The sequence below is a fragment of the Actinoplanes sp. NPDC051494 genome, assembly GCF_044454705.1.
Taxonomy (GTDB): Bacteria; Actinomycetota; Actinomycetes; order Mycobacteriales; family Micromonosporaceae; genus Actinoplanes.
On record NZ_JBITDZ010000007.1, the window covers coordinates 253,530 to 272,550 of the forward strand.

The 19,021-nt window shown below is 72.4% G+C and carries 9 protein-coding genes; 7 read left to right on the plus strand and 2 right to left on the minus strand.

Annotated elements, in window-relative coordinates; translation table 11 throughout:
- The first annotated feature begins 490 nt into the window (after positions 1-490).
- Genes ACIA6A_RS24685 through ACIA6A_RS24695 form a run of 3 tightly spaced genes read left to right on the plus strand, consistent with a single transcriptional unit; the run spans position 491 to position 4,811 of the window.
- Entirely contained in the window at positions 491-2,650 is a 2,160-nt protein-coding gene (locus ACIA6A_RS24685) for an MMPL family transporter (RefSeq protein WP_396100203.1), read from the plus strand.
- An 8-nt stretch (positions 2,651-2,658) separates the two neighbouring features.
- Positions 2,659-3,357, plus strand: coding sequence for a response regulator transcription factor (locus ACIA6A_RS24690; RefSeq protein ID WP_396100204.1), 699 nt, complete (start codon positions 2,659-2,661; stop codon positions 3,355-3,357).
- Complete coding sequence (locus ACIA6A_RS24695) at positions 3,354-4,811, plus strand: ATP-binding protein (RefSeq protein ID WP_396100205.1); 1,458 nt, start codon at positions 3,354-3,356, stop codon at positions 4,809-4,811. The genes ACIA6A_RS24690 and ACIA6A_RS24695 overlap by 4 nt, the downstream gene beginning before the upstream one ends.
- Here the strand turns inward: ACIA6A_RS24695 and ACIA6A_RS24700 are convergent.
- Both ACIA6A_RS24700 and ACIA6A_RS24705 read right to left on the minus strand, forming a co-directional pair.
- Positions 4,726-5,409 (minus strand): response regulator, encoded by a 684-nt coding sequence (locus ACIA6A_RS24700; protein WP_396100206.1) that lies wholly within the window; start codon positions 5,407-5,409, stop codon positions 4,726-4,728. The genes ACIA6A_RS24695 and ACIA6A_RS24700 overlap by 86 nt on opposite strands.
- Before the next feature lie 313 nt (positions 5,410-5,722).
- The gene (locus ACIA6A_RS24705) at positions 5,723-7,267 is read right to left on the minus strand and encodes a histidine kinase (RefSeq protein ID WP_396100207.1); all 1,545 of its coding nucleotides are present in this window, start codon (positions 7,265-7,267) and stop codon (positions 5,723-5,725) included.
- A gap of 142 nt (positions 7,268-7,409) precedes the next feature.
- Here ACIA6A_RS24705 and ACIA6A_RS24710 point away from each other — a divergent pair, with 142 nt between their 5' ends.
- The 4 genes from ACIA6A_RS24710 (at position 7,410) to ACIA6A_RS24725 (ending at position 19,000) form a co-directional block, all read left to right on the plus strand.
- Positions 7,410-9,557: an MMPL family transporter gene (locus ACIA6A_RS24710; protein ID WP_396100208.1), complete on the plus strand. Its 2,148-nt coding sequence runs from the start codon at positions 7,410-7,412 to the stop codon at positions 9,555-9,557.
- Between the two features lie 100 nt (positions 9,558-9,657).
- A complete protein-coding gene (locus ACIA6A_RS24715) occupies positions 9,658-12,336 on the plus strand; it encodes a DUF2786 domain-containing protein (RefSeq protein WP_396100209.1) in 2,679 nt (892 codons plus the stop codon).
- A gap of 218 nt (positions 12,337-12,554) precedes the next feature.
- The gene (locus ACIA6A_RS24720) at positions 12,555-18,713 is read left to right on the plus strand and encodes an RHS repeat-associated core domain-containing protein (RefSeq protein WP_396100210.1); all 6,159 of its coding nucleotides are present in this window, start codon (positions 12,555-12,557) and stop codon (positions 18,711-18,713) included.
- Entirely contained in the window at positions 18,713-19,000 is a 288-nt protein-coding gene (locus ACIA6A_RS24725) for a hypothetical protein (RefSeq protein WP_396100211.1), read from the plus strand. The genes ACIA6A_RS24720 and ACIA6A_RS24725 overlap by 1 nt, the downstream gene beginning before the upstream one ends.
- Positions 19,001-19,021: the final 21 nt, after the last annotated feature.

Below are 19,021 nucleotides of genomic sequence, written 5' to 3' on the forward strand. Positions count from 1 at the left end.
TGCGAAATTCGGATCAGCCGCAAGAGGTGAACAAACGGGAGTTACCCGACCCGCCTTGCCCCACCTCACCTTGCCCTGCGGCAGCCCCGCCATGCGCTGGCCAACCCTGCGTTGGCCGCCAGCCGCACCACCCACCAGCCGCACCACCCACCAGCCGCACCACCCTCCAGCCGCACCGCCCTCCGGGTCGGGCAGCTTCCGATACCGGCCCGACCCCGCCGGGCCGGATCGGTGGTGCCGGCAAAGGCGTCGTGGCGGGGGCTCGGCGGGCCGCGGGGCACTTCGGCGTTCTTGTCGTTTGTGGTGTGCCGGGCGTCACCGGGGTGCTGGACGATGCCGCCCGTTCAGCCTCGCCGGACCGTGCGGGCGGGACGGGAACGGAGTCTGGGTGGGACCGTCAGGGGATCGTCAGGTGTGGGGGTGCCTGGTCGTCAGGTGGGGGCGGTGGAGTGGGACCCGGTTCGATCCCGAGTTCTAGGAGTTCGCTGTCATGGCCGCACTGCTGTACCGGCTGGGTGCCTTCGCGCATCGGCGCCGACGTTCTGTTCTGGTCGCGTGGCTGGGGGTGCTGATCGCGGTCGGCGGGGTGGCGGCCGTTGCCGGTGGGGCATACCAGGATAATTTTACGATTCCCGGCTCTGGTGCTCAGGCGACGCTCGACACCGTGGGGGAGGTTTTCCCGGCCTCGTCGGGGGTCACGGCTCAGGTTGTGTTCGTGGCGCCGGAGGGGCACACGATCGCTGAGCAGAGTGGCGCCGTTCAGCGGGCGATGGCCGCCGCGAAAGAGGCTCCGCAGGTCGACGGCGTGGTTGATCCGGCTACCGCGAAAATTGTGTCACCGGATGGGCGTACCGCGCTCGGGCAGGTGCTCTATCAGGAGAAGAAGGCCGACCTGGAGGATGGGACGCTGCCCGCTCTCGAGGCCGCGCTGCAGCCCGCGCGGGATGCCGGGATGCGGGTCGAGGTCGGCGGATCCGCCTACGGGGACACCGTCGGGGAGGGCAATCATCTCACCGAGGTCCTGGGGCTGGTCGTGGCGCTGGCCGTGCTGCTGATCACGTTCACGTCGCTGGCCGCGGCGGGGATGCCGCTGCTCACCGCGCTGCTCGGGGTCGGGGTCACCGCGGCCGGGCTGACCGTCGTGGCCGGGGTGACGTCGCTGCCGCCGACCGCGCCGACCCTGGCGATCATGCTGGGGCTGGCGGTCGGGATCGATTATGCGCTGTTCATCGTGGCCCGGCACCGGTCGCAACTGGCCGGTGGGATGACGGTCGCCGCTTCAACCGCACGATCCATCGGTACGGCCGGCAGCGCGGTCGTCTTCGCCGGTCTCACCGTGATCATCGCGTTGGCCGGGCTGACCGTGGTGGGGATCCCGTTCCTGACCGCGATGGGGTTGTCCGCGGCCGCCGCGGTGCTGGTCGGGATGCTGGTCGCAATCACCCTGTTGCCCGCCGTGCTCGGCTTCGCCGGGGAGCGGATGCGCCCGAGGGCGGGGTCCCGGGCCGCGCGGCGCGAGGAGCACGCCGACGACCGGCCGGGTGCCGGCACCCGCTGGGCCCGGCTGGTCACCCGTCATCCGCTGATCACCACGGTCGCGGTCGTCGTCGTGCTCGGCATCATGGCGGTGCCGGCGGCCGGGCTGCGGCTCTCGCTCACCGACAACGGGTCCGCACCCCAGGGCAGCACGCAACGGGAGGCGTACGACCTGACGGCAGCCGCGTTCGGCCCCGGCTTCAACGGCCCGCTGCTCGTGCTGGCCGACCTGAACGAGACCGGTGCCGATCCCGCGGGGCTGGCGACGGCGATCGGTGCCGTGGACGGGGTCGCGGTCGCCACCGCTCCCCAGCTCTCCGCGGACGGGCGGTACGCGCTCATCCAGGTCATCCCGTCGACCGGGCCGCAGGACGTGGCGACCGAGCGGGTGGTCCAGGACATCCGCGACGTGGGCGGTGCCGGGGTCGGGGTCACCGGGCAGACCGCGATCGGCATCGACATCTCGGAACGGCTGGCCGATTCCCTCGTACCCTTCGCATCGGTCGTGGTGGGCCTGGCCGTGTTGCTGCTGATGGTCGCGTTCCGGTCGCTGGTGGTGCCGGTCAAGGCCGCGCTGGGGTTCCTGCTGTCGATCGGGGCCACGCTCGGCGCGGTCGTCGCGGTGTTCCAGTGGGGGTGGCTGGCCGACGTCATCGGGGTCGCGCGCACCGGGCCGGTGATCAGCTTCATGCCGATCATCCTGATGGCGGTGCTGTTCGGGCTGGCCATGGACTACGAGGTGTTCCTGGTGTCGCGGATGCACGAGGAGTACGCGCACACCCGTGACCCGCTGTCCTCGGTGGTCAACGGTTTCCGGGACTCGTCACGGGTGGTCGGTGCCGCCGCCCTCATCATGATCTCGGTGTTCGCCGGCTTCGTGCCGGGCGGCAACGCCACGCTCAAACCGATCGCCTTCGCGCTGGCCGTGGGCGTACTCGTGGACGCCTTCCTGGTCCGTATGACGCTGGTGCCGGCGGTCCTGGCCATGGCCGGGCGCGGTGCCTGGTGGCTGCCCCGATGGCTGGACCGGATCCTGCCGAACCTGGATCTGGAAGGCGCCCGCCTGGCCGCACCGGTGCCCGATGCCGAGGATGAGCGGGCCGTGATGGTCTGATGGTGCACGTGGATCGCATTCTCGTGGTGGACGACGACGCCGGGTTGCGGGAGCTGCTGCTCTCCGCGTTGCGGTTCGCGGGTTTCGAGGTCGAGGCGGTCGGCGACGTGCCGGCCGCCCTGGCCGTGATCGGCGCCCGGGCCCCGGACGCGATCGTGCTGGACGTGATGCTGCCCGGCACCGACGGTTTCGACCTGCTGCACCTGCTGCGCACCAGGGATGTGGACGTGCCGGTGATGTTCCTGACCGCGCGCGACGAGCTCGACGACCGGGTCAAGGGTCTACGCCTGGGTGGCGACGACTACCTGACGAAACCGTTCAACGTGGTCGAGGTCGCGGCCCGGCTGGAGGCGCTGCTGCGGCGCTCCCGGCGTGGTGCCACCGCCCCGGCGCCGGACACCGTGCTGCGCTGCGCCGACCTGGCGATGGACGAGTCCCGGCACCTGGTCAGCCGGGGCGGGCGACCGGTGGAGCTCTCCCCCACCGAGTTCCGGCTGCTGCGCTACCTGATGACCAACGCGGGCCGGGTCGTGTCCAAGGCACAGATCCTCGATCACGTGTGGCAGTACGACTTCGGTGGCGACGCGGGCGTGGTCGAGCGGTTCGTCTCCAACCTGCGCCGCAAGATCGACTTCGGCGGCCCGTCGCTGATCCACACGGTCCGCGGATTCGGGTACAGCCTGCGTTCCCCGGACACGCAACCGTGATCAGGTCGATCCGGGGGCGGCTCACGCTGGTGCTGGTGCTGCTGCTCAGCGCCGGACTCGTCTTCGTGTCGGTGGGCAGCGTGGTGCTGGTCCGCCGCTACCTGTCCGAACGGGTCGGGTCCAGCCTGGCCACGGTCGCGTCCCGGGTGACCGCCGGGCTGGCCGGCCAGACCGGCTACGAACTGGACGTCGCCCAGCTGCAACTGCTCATCCCGGTCGGCAACACGGCCGTCCTCGTCGACACCGGCGGGCAGGTCGTGCTCACCCTCGGCACCGGGCGCGCCGACGCCGGCACGCTGGTCGCCGCGGCGGCCGGCCTGACCGCCGGGCACACCCGGGTGATCGAACGGCCGGAACCCATGGTGGTCGCGCTGATCGACACCCCGGGGCTGGTCGTCGACCGGGTCACGCCGGCGGGCACCGTACACGCCGAGCGCATGGTCGTGGCCGCACCGGTCGCCGGCGACCGCGGCACCGTACGGCTGATCACGCTCGTCACCACGAGCGGCACGCTCATCGCGATCACCCTGATGGGGCTGCTCGCGTCGCTGCTCATCCGGGTCGGGCTGCGGCCGCTCACCCGGATGGCCCACACCGCCGACGCGATCGCGGCCGGGCACCGTGACCTGCGGCTGCCGGTCGGTGGGACCGGGCCCGAGACCGAGAAACTCGCCGCCGCGGTGAACAAGGCGTTCGACGCCCAGCGCCGGGCCGAGGACCGGCTGCGGACCTTCGTCGCGGACGCCAGCCACGAGCTGCGTACGCCGCTGGCCACGGTCAACGGCTGGATCGATCTGTACGTCCAGGGTGGCCTGCGCGATCCCGAACAGCTGGACCACGCGATGGTCCGGGTCGAGGCCGAGGTCGGCCGGATGCGCCTGCTCGTCGACGAGCTGTCGCTGCTCGCCCGCCTGGACGCGGCCCGGCCGCTGGCCCGCGACGAGGTGGACGTGGTCGGGCTGGCCGCCGAGGTCGTCGACGACGCCCGGGTGGTCACCGCCGACCGCGGCATCGAGCTCACCGGTGCCGCCCGCGCGCCGCTGCACGGCGACGGGCCGCGGCTGCAGCAGGTGCTGCGCAACCTGGTCGGCAACGCGGTCCAGCACACCAGGCCGGGCACGCCGGTCACGGTTTCGATCACCGTACGGCCGGAGCACGTCGACATCGAGGTACGCGACGAGGGCGACGGGATAGCACCGGAGCACCTGGCGCACGTCTTCGAACGGTTCTACCGCGCCGACCCGAGCCGCAGTCGTGACGGGGTCGGCTCGTCCGGCCTCGGCCTGGCCATCGTCGAGGCGATCGTGGCCGCGCACGGCGGCACGACCGGGGTCACGTCGGCCGTCGGTGCCGGCACCACGGTCCGGGTCACTCTCCCGGCAACGCGTCCCCCTGCCGCACCAGACCGCTCTGGTACGCCAGCACGACCAGTTGCGCCCGGTCCCGTACGTTGAGCTTGGTCATGGCCCGGTTGACGTGGGTCTTGGCGGTCAACGGCGACAGGTAGAGCCGCTCGGCGATATCGTCGTTGGACAGCCCGTGCGCGACCAGCACCAGGATCTCCCGCTCCCGTTCGGTGAGCAGGCCCAGCCCCGGCAACGACCCGGCCGGCTCGGCGCGCAGACTGCTCAGGAACCGGCTGACCAGCCCGCGGGTGGCTTTCGGGGACAGCAGCGACTCGCCGCCGGCCACCACCCGGATCGCGTGCAGCAGATCCTCGGGAGCGACCCCCTTGCCCAGGAACCCGCTGGCCCCGGCCTGCAACGCGAGCACCACGTTGTCATCGTTCTCGAACGTGGTGAGCACGAGCACCCGTACCCCGGCCAGGTTGTCGTCGGCCCCGATCCGCCGGGTCGCCTCGAGCCCGTCCATCCGCGGCATCCGGATGTCCATGAGCACGACGTCGGCCCGGGCGGTCCGAGCCAGATCGACCGCCTCCCGCCCGTCCCGCGCCTCGGCCACCACCTCGAACCCCGGCTCAGAATCAATGATCATCTTGAACCCGGCCCGAATCAGCGCCTGATCATCGGCCAACAGCACCCGAATGGTCACGCCATGCCCCTTTTGCGCCAGCGAATGACGGAGCGCAGGGTCAAAACAGCCACGCCAGGACCGCTGGCAGCGGCGGCTGGCGCGACGGGCACGGCTGGCACGGTGGCAGCAGGCAAAGGCGCGGCAGGCGCGGGCGCGGGCGCGGCAGGCACCGCTGGCACGGCTGGCACGGCTGGCACGGTGGGAGCAGGCAGAGGCGCCGCAGGCGCGGGCGCGGGTGCGGTAGGCGCGGGTGCGGTAGGCGCGGGCGCGGGCGCGGTGGCGGGGGTGGCGAAGGCCGCGGTGGCGGGGGACGCGGCTGCGGGGGTGGGGGTCATGGGTGTTCTTCGCGGGGTGGGACGGCGCAGGATCGCAGGCCGTTCATCAGGGTGGTGGTGCGGCTCAGGGCGGCTTCTACGTCGTTGAAGCCGGTTACCGCGTGCAGGACGCGGACCGGGAGGTCGGATCCGGGGCCCGCGCTGTCCGCGGCGGGGAGGCGGGGCCGGAGGCAGGCGATGGATGGGCCGGGGAGAGCAGCTGCGCGACCGGCATCGGCGGGGAGGGCTGCTCCTCCGCAGCCGGCGGCATCGGTGGGGAGGGCTGCTTCTCGGCCGGCGGCCCGGGTGGGGAGGGCTGCTTCTCGGCCGGCGGCCCGGGTGGGGAGGGCTACTCCTCGGCCGGCGGCGGCATCGGCGGGGAGGCTGGGCGACTGGGCTGCGGGGTCGGCGGCGGGCAGGACGGCGTGTACTCGGAAGCGGCCGTCGCCCAGGGGGCCGGTGGTGACGTCGCCTCCGGCTGAGGCGGCTCGTTCTCGCATGCCCAGCAGACCGTAGCCGGAGCCGGGGCTGACCGGGGCCGGGCGGATCTCGTTGGTCACCTCGATGACCACGCCGGCGGGGGCGTACTCGACCAGCAGGCGGATCGGGCCGCAGCCGTGTTTGTGGGCGTTGGTCACCGCTTCCTGCACGATCCGGTACGCCGCCAGGTCCACGAGGGCCGGCAGCTCGCGGGGCCTTCCGCGCTGCTGCGGGCGTACCGAGAATCCTGCCTGCTCCAAACCTGACAGCAACTCCGGCAGCCGGGCCATGCCCGGCGTGGGCTCGGTACTCTCGGCCTCGTCCTCGTTGCGCAGCACGCCGACCACCGACTGGATCTCGCGCAACACGGTGTCGGAGGCCTCACGGATGTGCGCGAGCACCGGGCCGACCTGGTCCGGGCGGCGTTCCAGGACGTGGGCGGCGGCCCCGGCCTGCACGCTGATCACCGCGATGTGGTGGGCGACGACGTCGTGCAGCTCGCGGGCGATGCGGACCCGTTCGTCCATGACCCGGCGGCGGGCCTCTTCGTCGCGGGTCTGTTCGGCGCGCTGGGCCCGGTCCTCGACCTCGCGGATGTAGGCGCGATGGCTGCGGACCGCGTCGCCGACCGCCGCGGCCAGGAAGATCCAGGCGAAGATCCCGATGGTCTCGAACTTCCACCAGTCGTCGACCGCGACGATCAGCCCGGTCAGGTAGATCACCGCGGACGCGCCGAGCGCGCAGAGCATGCCCTTGCGCCGGTCGGTGTGGGCCGCGATCGAGTACGTGATGACGCCGATCGCGACGAGCTGGCCGGGGTTGCTGACGCCGTGCATGATGGCGCCGATCGAGGCGACGGTGGCGACGGCCAGCGCGAGCATCGGGTGGACCCGGCGCAGCAGCACCGCGATGAACGCGACCAGGGCGACCAGCCCGTCACCGAGCGCCGGGGTGGCTCCGTCGACGGTCGCCTTCTTCATCACGGCCCACGACAGCACCAGTGCCAGCAGGACATCCAGCAGCAGCGGCTTCTCCGCCGCCTTCTTGAACGCCTTGATCCGGGCGAGGTCCCTGGTTTCCATCACCATGCACCGTACGCGGGAGCGGGCCCCCGGACGTCCTCCCAGCGCAGTACGCGGCGGCACGCACGGTTACCACGATCATGGTACGCACCGCCTGCGCACGGACGACGCTTTCCGATCCGCCGCACGGGACCGTTCTGGGGTGGCTACCTACCTGTACCGGCTCGGCAAGCTGAGCTTCCAGCGACGCAAACTGGTCCTCACGTTGTGGCTGGCACTTATCGCCGCCCTCGGCGTGGGGGCGTTCACCCTCAGCGGTCCCACCTCGGACAGTTTCTCCATCCCCGGCACCGAGGCGCAGCAGGCCCAGGATCTGCTCGCGGAGCGGTTCCCGCAGGCTGGGGCCGGGGGCGCCCAGGCCCGGGTGGTGTTCGCCGCCCCGGAGGGCACGAAACTCACCGACGCGGCGAACAAGGCCGCGATCGAGGAGACCGTCGCCGAGCTGAGGACCGGCGGCCAGGTCGTGAACGTCTCCGACCCGCTCGAGGGCGCGGTCAACCCGGCCGGCACCGTCGGGTACGCCACCGTCTCGTACAAGGTGCAGGCCGACGAACTGACCGCGGCCGACCGGGAGGCGGTGCTCGACGCGCTCGGCACCGGGCGCGACGCGGGCCTGACCGCCGAGGCCGGCGGGGACGCCATGCAGGAGCCCGGTGAGCAGGGCGCGGGTGAGGTGATCGGCTTCGGGGTCGCCGCGATCGTGCTGCTCATCACGTTCGGTTCGCTCGTCGCGGCCGGGTTGCCGCTGCTCACCGCGCTGCTCGGGGTGGGCGCCGCGATCGCCGGCGTGCAGATCGTCTCCGGTTTCGTCGGGCTCAGCAGCACCACCCCGACGCTCGCGCTGATGCTCGGGCTGGCCGTCGCCATCGACTACGCGCTGTTCATCGTCTCCCGGTACCGCCACGAGATCGCCCGGGGCCGCACCGGCGTGGAGGCGGCCGGGTACGCGGTCGGTACGGCGGGTTCGGCGGTCACGTTCGCCGGCCTGACCGTGGTCATCGCGCTCGCCGCGCTCGCCGTGGTGAACATCCCGTTCCTGACCCAGATGGGCCTGGCCGCGGCCGGTGCGGTCGTCATCGCCGTGTTCATCGCGCTGACCCTGCTGCCGGCCATGCTCGGCTTCGCGGGCGACCGGATCGTCTCGAAGCGCAGCCGCACCCGGGACCCGGAGTCCGCCGGCAGCGCCGGGCGCCGCTGGGCCGCCCTGGTCACCCGCCGTCCCGCGCTGACCGTCGCCGTGGCCGTCCTGGGCCTGCTGGTGATCGCGATCCCCGCGCTCGACCTGCGCCTCGGCCTGCCCGGCGACGGCACGATGGCCGCCGACACCACCCAGCGCAAGGCGTACGACCTGCTCAGCGACGGCTTCGGCGCGGGCTTCAACGGGCCGCTGATCGTGGTCGTGGACGCGGCCGCCGGCGCCGATCCGAAGGCCGCCGCGGACACCATCGGGGCCCTGCCGGACGTGGCCGCGGTCAGCCCCGCGATCCTGAACCCGGCCGGTGACACGGCCATCATCCAGGTCGTCCCGGCCAGCGCGCCGGACAGCGAGGCGACCGTCGGCCTCGTCACCGCGATCCGTGACCTGGACCAGCCACTCTCGGTCACCGGTACCACCGCGGTCAGCATCGACATCTCGGACCGGATGGGTGCGGCGCTCATCCCGTACCTGGCGGTGATCGTGATTCTGGCCTTCCTGCTCCTGACCCTGCTCTTCCGCTCGGTGCTGGTGCCGCTGAAGGCGATCCTGGGCTTCCTGCTCAGCGTGGCGGCGACGTTCGGCGCGGTGGTCGCGGTGTTCCAGTGGGGCTGGCTGTCCGGCCTGCTCGGCGTCGCGGAGACCGGCCCGATCGTGAGCCTGATCCCGGTGCTGCTCATCGGCATCGTGTTCGGCCTGGCCATGGACTACGAGGTCTTCCTGGTCAGCCGGATGCGCGAGGAGCACGTGCACGGGGCGGAGTCGAAGCAGGCGGTGGTGAACGGTTTCAGCCACGGTGCCCGGGTGGTGACCGCTGCGGCGATCATCATGATCAGCGTCTTCTCGGGCTTCATCCTCGCCGACGACACCATCATCAAGTCGATCGGTTTCGCGCTCGCGGCGGCCATCCTGCTCGACGCGTTCGTGGTCCGGATGACGCTGGTCCCGGCCGTCATGACGCTGCTCGGGCGCCGGGCCTGGTGGCTCCCCCGCTGGCTGGACCGCGTCCTGCCGGATGTCGACGTCGAGGGTGACAAGCTGCGGGCCACCCCCGAGCCGCAGGCCCCCGTCCGCGAACCGGTCCCGATCGGCTGACCCCCACGGCCTGACCCCCACGGCCTGACCCTTTTCGGACCGGTAGCCCGCGCGCTGGGTTGCCGGTCCGATCCATGCGTATTCGTGGTGGAATGAGGCGATGAGCGGACCTGGTCCCTGGCCCCGTGGTGGGGCCTGGATCATCGCCGGCACGTCCCCGGGCGTGGACTGGCAGGTCGCGGCCGCCGCGCTGGCCGCCGCGGCGAGCGTGCGGGTGGCCCTGGTGCTCGTCGGGCCCGCGCCGGAAGCGGTGCGCGCCGAGCTGCGGAAGCGGGTCGCGACCTGGGTGGACGTGCGGGATGGCGGGAGTTCACCGGCCCCGGCGCAAGAGACCGGGGCGCGGGAGGCCGGCCCGCGGGAAGCCGGGGCGCGGGAGGCCGGGGCACGGGAGGCCGGGGCGCTGGTGTCGGCGTTGCTGACGGGGCACGGGCTGGTGCTCGTCGCGTCGGCGGTGGGATTCGCGGCGCCGGTGGGCCGGGGTGGGTGGACGCTGACGGACCTTGCGCGCGGGCTCGGGGCTCCGGCGATCGTCGTCACCGGCGGACCCGGCGCAGTCGAGGACACGACCCTGGCGGTGACCGCGCTGGGTGCGCACGGCGTCGCCACCGCGGTGCTCACCGTCGGTGACGACGAGGGGTACGCGGACCTGCCCGTCCCGCCGGCCGGACGGATACCCGCCGTGCTGCCGCCGGACGTCGCAGCGGTGGCCTGGCAGTGGCTGGATCCGATGCTGCGGGCCGGTGCCGGCGTCCCGGCGCCGGCACACGGGAAAGCGCACCGGCGGACCCCCGGCCGGCGGCGGATGCTGATCACCCTGGCCGGGATCGCCGTGGTCCTGGTACTGGCCGCCGCCGGTCTGACGATCGTCGGTCTCGGGCTGAGCCGCACGTTCATCGTGCAGGGGATCATCCCCGGCAGCGCCGAACCGGTGCCGGAGGTCACTGTGGCGCCCCGGACAGCAGCGCCCACGAGGCCGAGCCGGGAGGCCTGCCCCCGGAACGCCGCCGGGGTCACGCCGGCCCGGGCGGACGCCGCGACCGTCGCGCGGGTCGGCGCCGCGTGGCAGCGGATCGAGGACTGGCTGGCCGGGCATGCCCCGGTGACGCGCCGGACGTTGCGGGCGCCGGCCCCGGCCGAGCTCGTCGAACGGACCCAGCGCCGGATGTCGGTGAGCTTCCCGGCCGATCTGGTCGCCTCGCTGCGCCGGCACGACGGCGCGACCGGGGCCGGGGCCGGGGCCGGTTTCACGCTGCCGCCGTTCTTCCAGCTCATCGGCGCCGGCGAGATCGTTGCCGAGTGGGCGCTCACCTGCCAGGTCCTGGGGAACGCGCCGGACAGCGGGGTGGAGCGGTGGTGGGACCGCGGGTACGTGCCGTTCGCGACGTTCGTGGGCGGCGGATACCTGGTGGTGGACCGGACCACGGGCGGGAACGGGCGGGTCGGCGAGTTCGACCCCGAGGAGGGGACCCGGTTCGAGGGGTGGCCCGGATCACTCGCCGAACTGCTCGAGAAGACGGCGACCGCGCTGGAGACCGGGCACCCGTACGAGAATCGCTACCGGCCGGTCGTCACCGCCGGAGCTCTCGATTGGGAGATCGTCCGACCTGGTCACTACGCTGGGCCGGTGAAATCGGTGCGGGAGACGGTCACGGCCGTCGTGGGTGGTCGGCTCGGGTACGAGGACGGGCTCGATGTGCTCACCGTCGCGCCCGCGGCCGAGGTGGATCCGGTGCTGGCCGGGATGCTGTTCGACGGGGCCGCGCGCCTGCTCGGCCGCGGGTGGCAGCCCGCCGAGCTGCACCGGGTCGTCGCGCGGCGCGGTGATCCGGCGTGGGCGCACCTGGCCGTCGACGCGATCGCCGCCCACCTGCGCGGGTTCAAGGTCAAGAATGTCGACCCGCGGTGGCGGGCGCAGACCGACGAGCTCGGCGCCAAGCCCTGGTGGGGCGCCGACAACGAATACCTCACCCAGGTGCTCCGGCACCGGCGCACCGACCGGGTGACCCTGATCGACGCGGTGCTCGGGGTGCTGCGGGTCTTCGCCGTGCTGCCGTCGATCGAGACGCTGGTGCCGCCGCCGGGTCAGGTCGCGGCGCCGGCCCGGACGGCGGGCTCCGAGGCGATGCTCACCCGGGTGCGCGCGCTGCTGGCCAAGGCGGAGTCGACGACGTTCCCCGCCGAGGCGGAGGCCTACAGCGCCAAGGCCCAGGAGCTGATCTCCCGGCACAGTCTCGACGAGGCGCTGATCGGGGCGGCCGGGGACACCGTCGTCACCCCGTACGCCCGGCGGATCGGTCTTGACCACCCCTATGAGAGCGAGAAGGCGTCGCTGCTCAGCGCGGTCGCCGGCGCCAACCGCTGTCAGGTGGTCTGGTCGCCGGAGTTCGGTTTCGCCACGCTGTTCGGCTTCGACGCCGACCTCGACGCGGTCGACCTGCTGCACGCGTCGCTGCTGGTCCAGGCCCATCGCGCGATGGCCCGCGCCGAGCCCCCGGGCGGCAAGGCCGGGCGGGGGCGCCTCAAGACGTTCCGGCAGTCGTTCCTGGTCGGGTACGCGGTCCGGATCGGCGAGCGCCTCGGCGAGGCCGCCCGCGCCGCCCTCGCCGAGGCCGACGACCGTACCGCGCTGGTCCCGGTGCTGCGCTCCCGCGAGGTCCAGGTGGTCGAGGCCCGGGAGAAGGCCTTCCCGCGTACGGTCCGTGGGCGCGGTTTCCGCGTCGACAACGAAGAGGGCTGGGAGTCCGGCCGCGACGCCGCCGACGCCGCGACGCTGAGCTGAATCCGGGCTGATCCCCCCGTCGCGTCTCCCCCCGTCGCGTCCTGAGCGGACGGTCGCCGGTCAGGCAAATCGGACGGGGCAGCACGACGGGGCCGCGCATGGCATTCTCCCTTTCCGGATCACCGAAATCGGTCGTGGTCCCCCTTCGGAGCGCGCGCGCCCCAAAGATCATCCAGTGATGAGGTTCCATGCTTCGCACCCCTTTATGGTCACGCAGAGTGACCATACCACCACGGTCCACTGTGATCGCGGCGGTTCTTCCCTTCACCGTCGTCGCCGGGATGCTGGCCAACCCGGCCGCACCGGCCGTGGCCGCACCGGCGCCCGCCACCACCACCGCCTGTCCCCCGTCCGCGGCTGACGAGGCCGCGGCGCTGATCAGCGCCCGGCTCTGCGGCGGGAACGTCGCGATCGCCGGTGCGACGACCGAGACGAGCACCGCCGTCGCGCTGCCGACCGGCCAGGTCGAGCAGACCATCAGCGCCGCCCCGGTGCGGGTCCGGCGCGGCGCCGGCTGGGTGCCGGTCGACCTCGATCTGGTCCGCAACGCGGACGGCACGGTCTCCCCCAAGGCGGCACCGTCCGATCTGGTGCTGTCCGGGGCCCAGGCCACCGACACCGCGCACCAGCTCGCCGCCGTCGGCGTCGGGGACAACCGGATGTCGATCGGCTGGACCGGCGCGCTCGGCGCACCGGTGATCGAGGGCAGCCGAGCGACGTACCCGGATGTCATGCCCGGCGTGGACCTGCAGGTGCAGGCCACCCGGACCGGCGCCGAGACGTTCTTCGTGGTGGAGTCCCCGGAGGCGGCCACCCGGCTCGACGGCGTGCAGCTGCCGGTGACCGGCGTGAAGGTCGCGTCGCACCGCGTCGACAAGGCGGGCAACACCACCCTGCTCAACGCCGCCGGCACGCCGCTGGCCACGGTGCCGGCTCCGGAGATGTGGGACGCCGGGACCGAGGCGGGCACCGACGGTCCCGCCGAGACCGCGAAGGTCCCGGCCGGCATCACCAGGAAGAAGAGCGGCCGCAGCACCGGCGTCACCGTGACGGTGGGCACCGACGACGCGTTCTTCACCGATCCCGCCACCGAGTACCCGGTCGTCGTCGACCCGCAGGTCAACCCGCTGTACACCACGTTCGACACATACGTGAAGCAGGGCGACACGGTCGACCGCGGTGGGGCCAACGACCTGCAGCTCGGTCTCGTCAGCGGGGACATCGCCCGGTCCTTCGTGCACTGGGACAGCACCAAGCTGGCCGGCAAGCAGATCACCGCGGCCACGGTGAACTTCTACAACTTCTGGTCGCAGGTCTGCACCGCCACCAGCTGGGAGATCTGGTCCACGGGCCCGGCCAGCTCGGACACCCGCTGGGGCAGCCAGCCGGCCTGGAAGACCAAGGAAGCCACCTCCACGGCCACCAAGGGCAGCACGTCCTGCGCCGACGGCTGGGTCGCGGTCAGCGGCACCTCGTTCTTCCAGCGCGCCGCCACCGCCGGCCAGTCCCGTGCGTACATGGGGATCCGGGCCACCAGCGAGACCGACGGCAACGCGTTCAAGCAGTTCCGCTCGCGCAACGCCGACATCTCCGCCCAGGTGCCGTACGCGGTCGTCACGTACAACTCGTACCCGGTGGTCGGTGCCCGCTCCACCGCGCCGGCGACCTCGTGCGTGACCGGGACCGGGCGGCCGTACGTCAGCTCCGCCACCCCCACGCTGAAAACCGTCGTCACCGATGGTGAGGCCAGCCCGGTCAAGGGCGTGTTCGAGTGGTACAACGCGGCCGGCACCAAGATCGGTGGCGCGACCACCGCGAGCGCCGCGTCCGGGGCCACCCTCAGCACCGTGGTCCCGTCGGGCGCGTTCGCCAACGGCTCCACCTACAAGTGGCGGGTCCAGGGCAACGACGGCACCGTCGGCGGCGCGTGGTCCGGTTACTGCGAGTTCACGGTGGACACCACCGCGCCCGCCGCCGCACCCACCGTGTCGTCGTCGACCTACCCGGCCGGCGGCACCGGGGGCAGCACCGGCACCGCGGGCACGTTCAGCTTCGGGTCCAACGGTGTCACCGACGTCGCGGCGTTCCTGTACGGCTTCGACGTGAACCCGCCGGCCACGGCCGTCAACGCCACGTCGGTCGGGGGCAGCGCCTCGGTGTCGATCACCCCGGCCACCGCGGGTTCCCACACGCTGTACGTACGCTCCCGCGACCGGGCCGGCAACCTGTCCGCGATCAAGGCGCACACGTTCACCGTCGACTCCCGCATCGGTGAGGTCAGCTCCCCCGAGGACGGCGACCTCAGCGCCGGCAAGGTCCTGCTCGCCGGCAAGGGCGCGGGCACCACGACCGGGGTCACGTACCAGTGGCGCCGCGCCGAGACCGACGCCTGGCTGACCGTCCCGGCGGCCGACGTCACCCGGGTCTCCGGATCCGGCGCGGTCACCTGGCCGCTCGCCACCACCGGCGCCGGCGGGTTCCCGGGGCTCACCTGGAACACCGAGACGACGGTCAACGCCGCCGAGGCGGGACCCGACGCGCTCGACGGCCCGCTGCAGGTCCGCGCGTCGTTCACCGGCGGCACCGCGGGCACCAGCAACACCGTCGACTTCTCGCTCGACCGCAACCGCGCCGGTGCGCCGACCGCCGATCTCGGCCCCGGCGAGGTGAACCTGCTGACCGGCAACCTGACGATCGGCGCGACCGACGCCGAGACCGCCGCCGGGCTCGGGGTCACCCGGGTCCTCAACACCCGCGAGGCGGGCGCCCCCGATCCGCTCTTCGGCACCGGCTGGGTCTCCGGGACCATCGTGACGACCGCGGACACGTTCCGGGCGCTCACCGTCACCGGCAGCCTGGTGCAGGTCGGCACCCCGGACGGCGACACGTTCGACTTCACCAAGAAGGCCACCACGTCCACCGGCGCCTCCTTCACGCCGCAGCTCGGCAGCGAGGAGTACCGGCTGGAGTACCTCAGCTCCGGGCCCGGTTACCTGCTCACCGACGCCCAGGGCAACGTCACGACGTTCACCCGGGGCGGCACCGACCCGGCCGGCGTGTTCAGCCCGACCTCGTCGGCCGCGGTCGGCACCGGGGACACCACCGCCGTGTCGTGGGAGAAGGTCACCGTCGGCGGCACGGACATCGTCCGCCCGACGAGGGCCATCGCCCCAGCACCCTCCGGTGTGGACTGCAGGACCGCACCGGCGACCACCACCGGCTGCAAATCCCTGACCTTCGGGTACGGGACCACGGCCACCGCCGGTGACTACCCCGGCCGCGTCAAGGAGCTGGCGTACACGGCGTTCGACCCGGCGAAGAACGCCATGGTGACCACCGTGCTGGCCCGGTACAGCTACGACAGTGCCGGCCGGCTCGCGTCCGCGTGGGATCCCCGCCTGGACTTCAACGGCGGTCAGCACCTCGCCACCGGGTACACGTACGGCGCCGACGGTCTGCTCGCCACGATCACCCCACCCGCCGAGGAGCCGTGGCGGCTGGCGTACACGACCGTCCCCGGCGACCCGGGCAAGGGCCGGCTGGCGAACGTCAGCCGGTCCGCGCTGAGCGCCGGCACGGCGACCAGCACGGTCGTGTACCGGGTGCCGCTGACCGGCACCGGCGCGCCGATGGACATGGCGGCCGGCCAGACCGCCCGCTGGGGTCAGAACGTCGCCCCGGTGGACGCGACCGCGGTGTTCCCGGCGACCCAGGTGCCCGACGGCGACCAGGCCAGCGGCACGACGCCCACGGACTACCGCCAGGCCACCGTGACCTACCTCGACGGCAACGCCCGCGAGGTCGACACCATGGACCCGGGCTGGCACGTCTCCGCGACGTGGTACGACATCTTCGGCAACGAGACGCAGCACCTCACCGCCCGCGCTCTGGAGCAGGCGCTGTGGACCAGTGACACCGACAGTGCCACCACCGAGGCGGCGCTGGCGTCGGCACTGTCCACCGTCACCCGGTACACCGCGGACGGGTCCCGGGCGACCGACACGTTCGGCCCCGAGCACGACGTCTCGCTGTCCGACTGGAGTGTCGTGCGCGGGCGCAACCACACCGCGTTCCGCTACGACGAGGGGGCGAAGGACGCCGACACCCGGTACGACCTGGTCACCTCGCGGACCGAGTCGGTCCAGCACTGGACCGCGGCCGGGGTCAGCGCGGAGGCCGGCAGCCGGACCACCGCCACCCGCTACGACTGGGACCTGCGGCAGCCGGTCGCGGTCGTCGTCGACCCGCAGGGCCTGGCGCTGACCAGCAGCACCGAGTACGACAGCGCCGGTCAGGTGGTCACGACCACCACCCCGGCCGGGGACGGCACCACCGCCGCGACCATGACGTACGCGTACTACCGGGCCGGCACCGGCTCGGGTCACGACGAGTGCGACAACCACCCGGAGTGGGCCGGGCTGCTCTGCCGCACCGCGCCGGCCGCCCAGCCGGGATCCGATCCGGAGATCCCGGAGTCGTTCACCGAGTACACGATGTCCGGTCAGCCGTCCGGCACCGTCGAGAAGAACAGCGGTGGCGTGGTCCGCCGGTCCACCACCACGTACGACGCCGCGGGCCGGGCGGTGACGGTCTCGATCACCGGCGGATCCACGTCCGGCGAGCAGGTCAGCACCCAGCGATCGGTGTACGACCCCGCGACCGGCGCACCGGCCCGTACGGAGCAGGTCGACGCGTCCGGCACGGTCACGGCCGTCATCAGCCGCAGCTACGACACGCTGGGCCGGGTCACCGGATACGTCGACGCCGGCGGCAACACGGCGAGCGCGACATACGACATCGCCTCGCGGACCCGGACCGTCAGCGACGGCAAGGGCACCCGGACCATCGGGTACGACGACACGGGCGACGGCCACGGGCTGCCGAACCAGATCGTGGACAGTCAGGCCGGCACGTTCACCGCGAGCTACGACGCGAACGGCAACGTCACGTCGGAGAACTGGCCCAACGGCCTGAGCGTGTACCACTACTACGACGAGCAGGGCGCCCAGACCGGCGTGCAGTACCTGCGTGGCTCGACGACCGTCTACGGCAACTACGCCGGCTACGGCGCCGACGCCAAGGTGCGGTGGACCAGCAGCGACCTCGCCGACAGCAGCTACGGGTACGACGCGGCCGGCCGTCTCACCACGGCATCGCTGAACACCGCCACCAGCGGGTGCGTCGTCCGCGACTACACGTTCGACAAGGCCAGCAACCGGACCGGCCAGGTCACCCACGACCCGGCCGCGGACGGCGGCTGCCAGGACGGTACGGCGGGCCGGACGCGCACCTGGAGCTACGACACCGCCGACCGGGTGGACGACGCGGGGTACACGTACGACGACCTGGGCCGGACCCTCACCCTGCCGGGCGCCGACGCGCGGGGTGGCGCCGACGCGAGCCTGACGTACTACACCAACGACATGGCCCGCAGCATCACCCAGGGCGGCGAGGTCACGACGAAGACGCTCGACGTGCTCACCACCCGGTACTCGGCGTACAGCACCACGGCCGCGGGCGTGACCACCACGACCGGCAACCACTACGCCGACGACTCGGACAACCCCGCGTGGATCAGCGAGGGGAGCGTCTGGAGCCGTACGGTCTCCGGGGCGAGCGGTGTCGCGGCGACCTACAGCAGCGCGACCGGGCGGCTGGAGTGGATGATCACCGACCTGCACGGTGACGTCGTGGCCACCACGGCGGACCCGGCGGCCGGCCTGACCGCCACGTATGTCTACGACGAATACGGCAACCCCGTCACCGGCGGGACCGGGCCGCGGTACGGGTACCTCGGTGAGGCCCAGCGCTCCGCCGACAACACCGCCGAGCTGATCACCATGGGGGTCCGGCTGTACAACCCGGGCACCGGCCGCTTCCTGTCCGTGGACCCGGTCTACGGCGGGAACGCCAACGCCTACGAGTACTGCACCGCGGACCCGGTCAACTGCCGGGACTTCGACGGGCGCTATTCGTACTCGTACTCGTACGTGGTGGGGTACAACCCGTTCATCAGCTCGAAGAAGGTCATGACGGAGTGGAAGAACCACTTCCAGTCCTACTTCCCCTTCCCGAACAACTGCAAGAAACTCGTCAAGGGCAAGATCTGCAAGCTGACCGGCGCCGGTCCGGTCAAGGTGCAGGACATCTGGGGCAACGGGTTCCGGTTCCAGTCGATGCCGGGTCACGTCGAGGGGGCGAACAAACTGATCACGTTCTCACTGACCCGCAAGTACGGCGTGCACTGGCTCAGCGTGGTCGCCTCCGGGCCCAACACCACCTGGTGCAACAAGAACAAGGCCTGCCGGGCGGCCAACTACGCCGCCGCGTGGGCGTCCTGGGCGGCGCTGGCGGGCAACCTGGGATACATCCTCTGATGCCGTCACCGGCACAGCGGTGGTGGGGCCTCGGGGCCGCCGCGATCCTCGACGTCCTGCTGGGCGCCTACCTCGGTATGCGCCTGTACAGCGACCTGCGGGAGGCGGCACCGGAGAACCACGCGTACCTGAAGGTGGTCGTGGCCGTGACGATCGGCATCGGGGTGCTGACCCTGGTCCCGTTCCTCAGCGGCCGGCTGCTGAAGGGCGCGTGGCCCCTGGTGACGGCGGTCGCGCTCGGCTGGCCGTTCGTGGGGTTCCTCGTCTCGGCGCTGCTCGGCGTCTGACGCGGACCTGAAAGAAGGGGT

Excerpts from the sequence above, each read along its gene's own strand:
- ACIA6A_RS24685 (WP_396100203.1), top strand. The coding sequence starts at position 491 with ATGGCCGCACTGCTGTACCGGCTGGGTGCCTTCGCGCATCGGCGCCGA.
- ACIA6A_RS24705 (WP_396100207.1), bottom strand. The coding sequence starts at position 7,267 with ATGGAAACCAGGGACCTCGCCCGGATCAAGGCGTTCAAGAAGGCGGCG.
- ACIA6A_RS24715 (WP_396100209.1), top strand. The coding sequence starts at position 9,658 with ATGAGCGGACCTGGTCCCTGGCCCCGTGGTGGGGCCTGGATCATCGCC.
- ACIA6A_RS24725 (WP_396100211.1), top strand. The coding sequence starts at position 18,713 with ATGCCGTCACCGGCACAGCGGTGGTGGGGCCTCGGGGCCGCCGCGATC.